This window comes from Ectobacillus funiculus, assembly GCF_004138295.1.
Taxonomy (GTDB): domain Bacteria; phylum Bacillota; class Bacilli; order Bacillales; family Bacillaceae_G; genus Ectobacillus; species Ectobacillus funiculus.
In genome coordinates this window covers 1-9,182 of the sequence record NZ_SCFM01000084.1, presented here as the reverse complement: position 1 = coordinate 9,182, position 9,182 = coordinate 1, and the positions used below count along the sequence as shown (strand labels likewise).

Genomic DNA, 9,182 nt, shown 5'->3' with positions numbered 1-9,182 from the left:
CGATCTCTTTCCGGTACACCAAAAGCCTTAACCATTGCTCGATGAGAAGCATCTAATAGATTTCTTAGTGACTCCTTGTCTCGCCCTTCTATTACATCAAATCTAATTAATGGCATAATAAATAACCTCCAAAGTTAATGTAGTTACATTAATCCAGTGATACCATGTTTAAAATCCAGTTTGATACAATCTTTTCTAAAAAATCTTATATGATTTGTTAATAATGCAATCGATTACATAATCCTATGTTTTATATCCATGTAACATGAATTTCAAGTAGGACTCAGATATCAAAAGGACTGAATCACATTCAGATTATTAAGAATGAATGTAATCGATAGCAGTTCCTCGTTTTGCTTATCTTTATGCTACTCATTTCAAATCTCAATCATAAGTACCCAAAACTTAACCATATTTAAGTTTCCCAGAAGGAATAGTATCCTTGTTTTTACAAAACCCTGAGACAAACTTATTATATTTAGGTAATGTTTTGGATATGTTATGAGTTCATAATACTGTTAAAAACGTTTTCAGTCAATAAAAATTCTAAGATTTTTTCTATCCATTTGAGCCAACAATAGAAAAACCCCTCTAAGATAAGAGATTTATATACATAATTCATCTTTTTTCGTCAAAATTCTAAGCATTGAATGCCTGATTATCTATTTCAGATAATGATGAGTTTTAAACTAAATGCATATCCACACAAAAATATGGTTAATTATTGGGTAAGTTTTTAAAAAAATACTGGTTTCTGCGCAAAAACTTCAAGATATTTGCAGTCAATCTCTAAAATAAGAGAATTTGTTTATTTAAAGTTATTTATTTCAAAACTTCGGTAACAATAAAATAGAAATAATTAGGAAAGGGAGCTTCTTATGAAAAAAGGGCGGATTAAAATCGAGAAGTTTGCTCGTAGGTCTAATCAAAATCGAAACGAAACAAAGCTTACGAACACAGATACACAGCCCATCCCTATTTCTTTAAATTTGTCTGACAACCTGCAGCGAATCAAGGAAATTTTTTCTGATAATGATGATTTTGTTATCATTCACTGGCGCTACGGCCCAGAGATGAAATATACTGCATTTTCCATCTATTTCAAGACACTTATTCAACAAAAAGAGCTCAACTATATGAAAGAATCACTACAAGACCTGGTGACACACGAAGTAGGTCCAGGAACGATGATTACACCTGAGGACGTGATGTCCTTTTTCGAGCGCAATGGTGCCTCCGCCAACTCTCACCGTCTTGTCGAAGATTTCGAGAAGGTCGTAGAGAAAGTAGTTTCCGGTCATCTCGTCATTTTTTTTAATCAATGGGACAAAGCGCTCTCCTATCAGGCGATAGGCATTGAAATGAGACAGATTACTGAACCGGTCACTGAGCCGGTTGTGAAAGGTCCGCGTGAAAGCACCATTGAAAATTTGGACAAAAATTTGGGCATGCTGCGAGTACGTCTGCAATCGCCACGATTTAAAATCAGAACCTTTTCACTGAAAGGGGAGACGAATACAAAGGTTGCTTACGGCTATTTAGATGGAATCATCAATCCTGACATACTGGCTGAATTTGAAAGACGTATTGGCAAGTTAAATGAAGGAGAGATCCTGGAAACCTCCTATATTGAGGAACTGATTGAAGATTCCACATATTCTCCGTTTCCACAATACCGGTATACCGAACGACCTGATACAGCTGTTGCGGCTTTGTTAGATGGAAAAATTGTAGTGCTGGTAAATGGGACAGGATCGATACTGATCTGCCCAAGTCGATTTGTAGAGTTATTGCAATCGAGTGAAGATTACTATCAGCGAACCGCTTATTCAAGTCTGATCCGTTTTCTGAGAATGGTTGCCTTCGGCATTGCCCTGACGCTCCCTAGTCTTTACATTGCTTTATCTACCTTTCATCCAGAGTTGATTCCAACCGTTCTGTTGCTGAGAATCCTTGATACCCGAGAAGACATTCCGTTTCCACCTTTCATCGAAGCATTTCTTATGATATTTGCTTTTGAATTACTGCGCGAAGCAGGGGTTCGGTTGCCACGTCCTGTCGGTGCTGCTGTTAGTATCGTTGGAGCGCTTGTCATAGGGGAAGCGGCAATCGAAGCAGGGATTGCTTCACCGATTATGGTAATTGTCGTCTCGTTGACTGGAATTTCATCTTTCGCTCTGCCACAGTACAATTTTGCCATCGCGTTACGCATTTTGCAGCTTCCGTTCATGTTGTTTGCAACTTTTTTAGGGGGATTTGGTTTAATGATTGCATTCATCTTGCTCTGGCTGCATTTAGTGAATTTACGTTCTTTGGGACAGCCTTATTTGACCCCTGTAGAACCATTCAGACCCGAACAGTGGCGGGATGTTATCATTCGCACTCCGCTAAAAAACGTGCTCCGCTCTCCTCGAAGACACCATATGCGCATGCGAACAAAATAAGTGATATCTACTCAAGAAAGAATGATTAAAATGAATAGATTTATCTGTATATGCTTGAGTTTCTCATTGCTATTGTTATTGACTGGATGTTTGGATGCTTTACAACTAACCCGTAGAGCATTTGTCATGGGGATTGCTCTGGATGAAACGGAAGCAGGAAAAGTACTGTTAACCACACAGGTATACGTGCCATCTCCTAAAGGTGAAAAAAAGAAAGGTAGCAAAGGCTATATCAACGTTAGAACAACTGGTGATACCGTTGCAAAAGCGATTCGGGATATTCCCATTCATCTTGGTCGCAAAACCCATTGGGGACATTTACGCTCCATTGTGATTAGCGAGAAATTGGCACGAAAAAAAAGGATGGCAGAAGTCCTGGAGCTTTTTTATCGGGATCATGAAACTCGAATTACATCATCCGTTTTGATTAGCAAAGGGAACGCCGCCGACTATCTGAAAAAGGAACCATGGATAGAAACAACGATGGGACAACAAATATTGGCAAATGAAGAATCGACAGCCGACTTCAGCAACAAAACAGTAAAAACCAACCTGCTAACGCTGATTTTGCAGACGAGAAGCCAAGTAGGTAACAGTATCATCCCTCGCATTTATATAGAAGAACATGAATTCCCATCCATGGATGTAGCCGGAATTGTTCTTTTGAAAAAAAACAAAATGATTGGATATCTACCACCGGGAAACATCGAAGGTTTGCAAATTATTCGAAATGAATATCGAGGCGGGATGCTTCAAATACTCCCCTGCCAAACGCAGCCTGAAAAAATCGAAGTTGTTGAAGTCCTTTCCTCACAAACGACATTAAAACCTGTGATCAAAGACGATTCGCTAAACGTTCAAATAGCAAACAAAATGGAAGTTGTCTTACAGGAACTCAAGTGTTCGCGGATAGATGCACCAGAGAAAGAAAGAAAATTTGTGGAAAGGCTTGAACAAGCCTTGAAAAAGGAATTAAAGGAAACGGTTTCCTTGCTGCAAGAGAAACAATTTGACGCGATCGACTTGGGAAACAAAGTATACGCGAAAAATCCTACTTTATGGAAGCATTGGAAGAACAATTGGGATCAACGTTTTGCTGACAGCAATTTTGAGTTCGATGTGAAGATTCGAATTATCAACAGCGGAACGACAAACGGAAAACCTATGTTTTCCGAATAGACATCTCTGCTGTCTGAGTCGGCACGAGCAGTAGGATGAATCAGATAGCAGGGAGGATTTGAAAGAGAACGATGAAAATTGTGGTTCTGGTGATCATCTATATAGTCATTTTAGCTTATGATGTTCCCAAATTAAAGCAACGTGGCGGTAGAATCATTCTTGTTTACACTCTTTTGATGATAACTGCCTTGTATCAGAGTATTATTTTTGTATTCGACTTAGAATGGCCTTTTGTACATACAGCCTACGATGCCATTTTTGGAGATCTAGCCAGTCGGATCGTGGCATTTTTGAAAGTCCCTTAATAGCAGACTACGCACCGCTTGGAGGTGTATTCCGTGAAAGATCAACAACAGCTCAGCGCGGGCCAAATGTCCTTTTTATTTTTTACTTTTATTACAGGTTCTAATATCCTTACCATACCGGGACCGTTAATCGGATTTGCCCAAAACGGATCCTGGCTGTCCGTTTTGCTTTCGCTTGTGAACGGGATATTACTTTTGGCCGGCGTGATATTTTTATACCGGAAATTTCCGCAATTTAACTTGATCGAATATAGCCGAAAACTGGTGGGGAAATGGCTGACACTGATTTTTGCGGTTCCCTTTATTTTCATGCAGCTGCACAGTACCTCTGGAATCGTGCTGGATGTCGGTTTATTTATGACCACTTCGATGATGCGGGAGACACCTCTATACGTTTTTAATCTATTGATTTTTCTTGTTGTTGCGTTGACGGTTCGTTCGGGTATAGAAAATTTCTCACGGATGTTTGCGATGCTCATGATGACTGTCATCTTATCTGTAATGGTCATTGTCTTTTTAGCGAGCGCCAATTACCATCCTAAATACCTCGTCCCCGTTCTGCCGGACGGCTTCAAACCAGTTCTTTTGGGCACTTATTTCTACTATGGTGTTCCAATCTCAGAGCTCGTTCTTTTTACGATGTTATTGCCTTACGTACGCCGTGAAGAACATCACTTTCTGAAAAAGGGGATGTTTCTTGCTCTGATTGTTAATCATCTTATAATAATTATTGTCACGCTTAGCACACTTATGACCTTTGGGCCGATCGCCGGTGAACGGGCTTACTCGATGTTTGAGGTAGCCCGTACAATTGATTTGTATGAAGTGGTTCAAAGAGTTGAGTCGATCGTGGGCTACTCCCTTGTCATCAGTAACTACTTGAAGGCTGCTATATCGTTATACATTCTAAATATAACGATTACATATTTATTCAAACTTAAAGACAATCGGATTCTGATCTTTCCGCTTACACTAGTCTGCTTTCTTTTTTCTATGATTCAAATATCTTTAGGGCAAGCCCGGTGGGTAAACGCCGTGACGATAATCGAGCCCTTATGGAAAGCTTTATCTTACATACTGCCTTTACTCATTCTTACATTGACCGCCATTTTAAGAAAAAATAGAGAGTGACACTATTAGGGTTCTGACGCATACCACTAGCTTGCTGGCGATGTGGCACTATCCTTCTAAACAAAAACAGTGCGTAGTGACCCAGCATATTAGGGAGATATCCAAAGACCAAGCACGAAGCAATAAAAGAACACCAGCTGGGAGACTTCTGTACAAAGTCCGCTTTCGACGATAGAACGACGCTTTGTCGATACCAAGGAGTCTCATGGCTAGTTGGGTGGTTATGCGCAATAAATACGTCCTTAATCACTGCTTGCAAAAGGCAGTTTATACAGAAATCTTTTACGAGTGCACCATATCATTTCAGTAAACTACGAATCGTAGAACACATGTGCATAATAGTGATATTCCTTGGAGCATTTCTATATCACTCAAGGTTTTAGTGGCAATTCAATGTCTACTCTTTGTGGTTTTTATGGATGAGAATAGTTTTCTTTGTAGATAGATATTCTTCTGGACACTTGTGCGGTTCCCTAGCAATTCCCTATTCTCCTTCGTCTAACCATTGGTAAGGAAGGGCCATGCCCAGCAAAACCCAGACAATCACCCGCATGTAGTCACCATGTGGAATGTGGTACACATTTGCAGCAGGATTTGTTCATAAGTACATTATTACAAGTGTACTTATAAACATGTTTTTTCGAAAATTGAGCCTTCTGCAGTTAAAGAAAACTCGCCAATTGGCGAGCCTTGCCTTGGGATGAAGACAAAGGCGTAGTTGCACTTATACTGTATTCCTAAAATTTCCGACTACGTCGAATTGGCTTCCGGCTGGAAATTTATACTTTCTTACAGTGTAAATAATACTCTTTGAACCTATCAACTACTCAACAAAACCATTCCAATAGCCTTTTATGCATATGTGCATTTTAGTCTCCCGCACTACAAGCCTTACCCTATTCATGGAAGGAAATCCCTAGGTGCCAGCCAGACTAAAACCATAGTCTTTCCTAAAGGATGTTTTAATTTAAATTTGTGCTGTACATGGATACTACCTGAACACTCTTATTCCTATAAGACACACTGCATCACTGCTTCATGTTGATGTCTACAATATGTATGTTGTTGCGTTCTAAAAGAACCCCAATCAATGATAACTAACCTTGCTCGATATCATGTGCATTTGTAGATTATTCTTTGACTCCAGCTACTAACACTCTTGAAATGACTTTAATCCACTTTTAGTTCCTCGGAACACTGTGTACCACAAGTCCTCCACATACACTATTGAATCATTAATATGATTCCATTACCTCTTAGAAATACGTACATAAAACAGCGCAACTTTGTATATGTCCACTTATCCATTATGTCTTCATATGTACAGAACATCGATCACCAATAAAGTGTAGTGGACAACATGTGGAGAAAAAAGAAATTATTGAAACTAGATGAAACAAACACACTTCTAACTACTGGATAGTGGGGAGCACCAGTGGATGTCGCTTGTTTGCCATGACCTTTATTCCAACCTTTGGACTAGGAATCCCTATCTACATGTAACCATAATCAACATAATGAACTCATGGACAGATGATCTATCCATCACAACAATATAGAACTCTAGCCGATTCTCTTGTGAACCTTATAATAGCTCGTTCAGTAGAAAAGAGAAGGATAAAAAATCCAATAAATACTCATTACATCCAACAACCCTAACAACGGATTTTATTACCATATATTAGGATATAAAAAATAATCACTTAAAATAGTTACTATATATAGTTATCAATAATAGTAATTAGATAAAATTAATTCAATAACATTCAGATAAAACCCAATCAAAATAAGGATATATTTATAGTAACCATTTAAATTAACTATTATACATCACTATTATTTTATTAATCATGAATTCTCCTGATTTTTCAGGTGAAAAAATCATTATTTATTCTTTTTGTCTCTTTTTCTAATTATATAGCTCAAAAAAATCTGATATATGTCTCATTAATCACTAATGATAACTATAATTAGTTACCATAATGAAACCATTGATAATACTGAATTTATTGCAGTTAATTATATAAAGATTATACCAAACAGAACTATAAATAGTTACTTGATATGATTACCATAATCTGCTACTATATGATTACTCATCTAAGTTTCGTTGGAAGTAGGAGGTGTGAAAAACATTGAATGAAGCTCTTCACCGAACATACATAAACTTGAAGTTTGATGACGATACATCAGCAATGTTTGCTGATATTATTTCTAAGGATACTGTTTTAACAGAGGTATTTTTATACATAGGGCGCGAACTAAATAAACAGTATAAAGATCATAACCAAATGCTAGGCATTACAGTAAATGAAGTGATAGAAAACGTAGTTTTAGATAGGCTTACCCGAAAGCCTAAGGGCAAAACCTTTGTGTTTGAACAATCGCACACCAATATAAGCAGAAAAGCAGCTGAAAAGTGTGTAGACAAGTTACTTGATATGTCGTTGCTTTACGAGAAACCTAAAAAACCTTACAAATATCTGTTTTTAACAGTTCGTGGTCAACAAGTTTTGGTTTCTTTATCGAAAAAACAAAGCGCAGAATAAAAAATATGGAGGAGTGAAATTTTATATGGCGAAAAATTTCTTTAATAATGAACCGGCTATTAAAATGACAATGGTTGGATTTGGTCAAGCTGGTACTCGTATGGTAGACACATTTGCAGCAATCAAGAAAATTGACGGTTCATCTGTCTACAATTGTCTTGCACTGAATTCAAATGATGGAGACTTAACTGAACTAAGGTATATCCCAAAAAACAATCAAGTTTCTTTAAACCTTGGGGGGCTTGGAAAAGATCCGGCTAAGGCTACAAGAGTGTTGGAAGAAGACGAAGTTGCAAAAGAAAAATTAAAATCCTTTATTACAGAACGTGTACGTCCAGACGATGAATTAGTCTTATTCTTTGCAGGCCTTGGTGGGGGAACAGGAACTTCTACGATTGTGAAAGCAATTGAGGAGTTTTCTGCATTCCATAACAGACCTATTATTGCAGAGGAATTAAGAAAAATTGCTGCAGAACATTCCGTAGCTGAAATTAAAGCAAACCAAAACCGATTTAAGAGATTGGCACTAGAAAATGCTATTGATCGTAAAGACTTTATTAAAATTGGTATCGTTGTTACGCTCCCTGTTCGTGCTGATGGTCCAAATGTCTTAAAACAAGTAAATGACTTCTCACAACAAATCTGGAGCCTAGCGAACGACAAGACAAAAGGTGTTGCTTTTGTTATCTTTGCAGACAATCAGCATTTTTATGATGAGTATAATAGTTTAAATGAAAACGAGAAAAAGAACATCGTGAACTCTCGCGATTATGCAAATAAAAGAATTTGTGAGGTTATCCATGAGCTGAATACCGCAGCAACTATTGGCGGTACTGGGGTTGTTTTAGATCCAGCAGACTTCAAACGCATTCTTCTCGAAAAAACAGGTTGCCTAGTAATTAACCGTGTTTCAAAATCAATGGGTGAAATTCAAAATGCTAAGGATATTCAAGAAATGTTTACTGAGAGTATCAAAGGAAGTTCATTCCACGAACCAATTGAACTTATGCAAAAGGATGACCACGGTAATATTGTTACGTCTAAAATCCATCACTTTGGTATGTTAGCTGTTTTAGACCAACCAAAAGGATTTGGAGATGCTTTTATTGATGATGCCAAAGCAGATATCATTCAAAGATTACCGATTCGTGAGACTGTATTTAACGGATACATTGTAAGCAAGAATGACTTTAATACAAGTGTATATACTTTCTTCAAGACAGAGGCCCTGCCTACCCGTCTAGCTAAAGGACTTGTTGAGGAGTATAAAGAATATCAAGAGAAAAACAACAAGTTTATCTATCAACAATCTTCTATCGCTTCTATCAACAGTATTGAAGATGATGAGGACGATTTTGATTTCAACCTTTCTGATTTTATTGATCTGGGTGAAGAGAATACAGAGAACAGCAACCCATCAGAAAAAGAGGAAGAATTAGCAGATTTTCTAGATCCTGAGAAAATGAAATTCTAATTACTGCCCTAAGAATGCAAAGAGAATTAGATTATACGCTTTGCAAAACCTAGTCTATTTAACAGGAATTTAAGCACCACTAGCCTAGATTATTCTAGGC

Annotated in this window: 7 protein-coding genes; 6 read left to right on the top strand and 1 reads right to left on the bottom strand. The window is 37.7% G+C overall.

The annotated features are described in order from the left end of the window. On the bottom strand, positions 1 to 116 hold a 116-nt coding region (locus tag EP737_RS24060), incomplete at its 3' end, for a tautomerase family protein (RefSeq protein WP_205651014.1). 762 nt (positions 117 to 878) lie between these two features. On the opposite strand from EP737_RS24060, the gene EP737_RS24055 reads away from it, so the two are divergent. The 6 genes from EP737_RS24055 (at position 879) to EP737_RS24030 (ending at position 9,082) form a co-directional block, all read left to right on the top strand. After that, a complete protein-coding gene (locus EP737_RS24055; protein ID WP_129731781.1) occupies positions 879 to 2,444 on the top strand; it encodes a spore germination protein in 1,566 nt (521 codons plus the stop codon). A gap of 21 nt (positions 2,445 to 2,465) precedes the next feature. Continuing rightward, a complete protein-coding gene (locus tag EP737_RS24050; protein ID WP_246040362.1) occupies positions 2,466 to 3,623 on the top strand; it encodes a Ger(x)C family spore germination protein in 1,158 nt (385 codons plus the stop codon). Between the two features lie 71 nt (positions 3,624 to 3,694). Next, positions 3,695 to 3,928, top strand: coding sequence for a hypothetical protein (locus EP737_RS24045; RefSeq protein WP_129731779.1), 234 nt, complete (start codon positions 3,695 to 3,697; stop codon positions 3,926 to 3,928). Between the two features lie 33 nt (positions 3,929 to 3,961). Beyond that, a complete protein-coding gene (locus EP737_RS24040) occupies positions 3,962 to 5,059 on the top strand; it encodes a GerAB/ArcD/ProY family transporter (RefSeq protein ID WP_129731777.1) in 1,098 nt (365 codons plus the stop codon). Positions 5,060 to 7,194: 2,135 nt separating this feature from the next. Further along, a complete protein-coding gene (locus tag EP737_RS24035) occupies positions 7,195 to 7,608 on the top strand; it encodes a hypothetical protein (protein ID WP_425455957.1) in 414 nt (137 codons plus the stop codon). A gap of 25 nt (positions 7,609 to 7,633) precedes the next feature. Beyond that, positions 7,634 to 9,082, top strand: a complete 1,449-nt coding sequence (locus EP737_RS24030; protein WP_129731775.1) for an FtsZ/tubulin family protein — start codon at positions 7,634 to 7,636, stop codon at positions 9,080 to 9,082. The last annotated feature ends 100 nt before the right edge of the window (positions 9,083 to 9,182 follow it).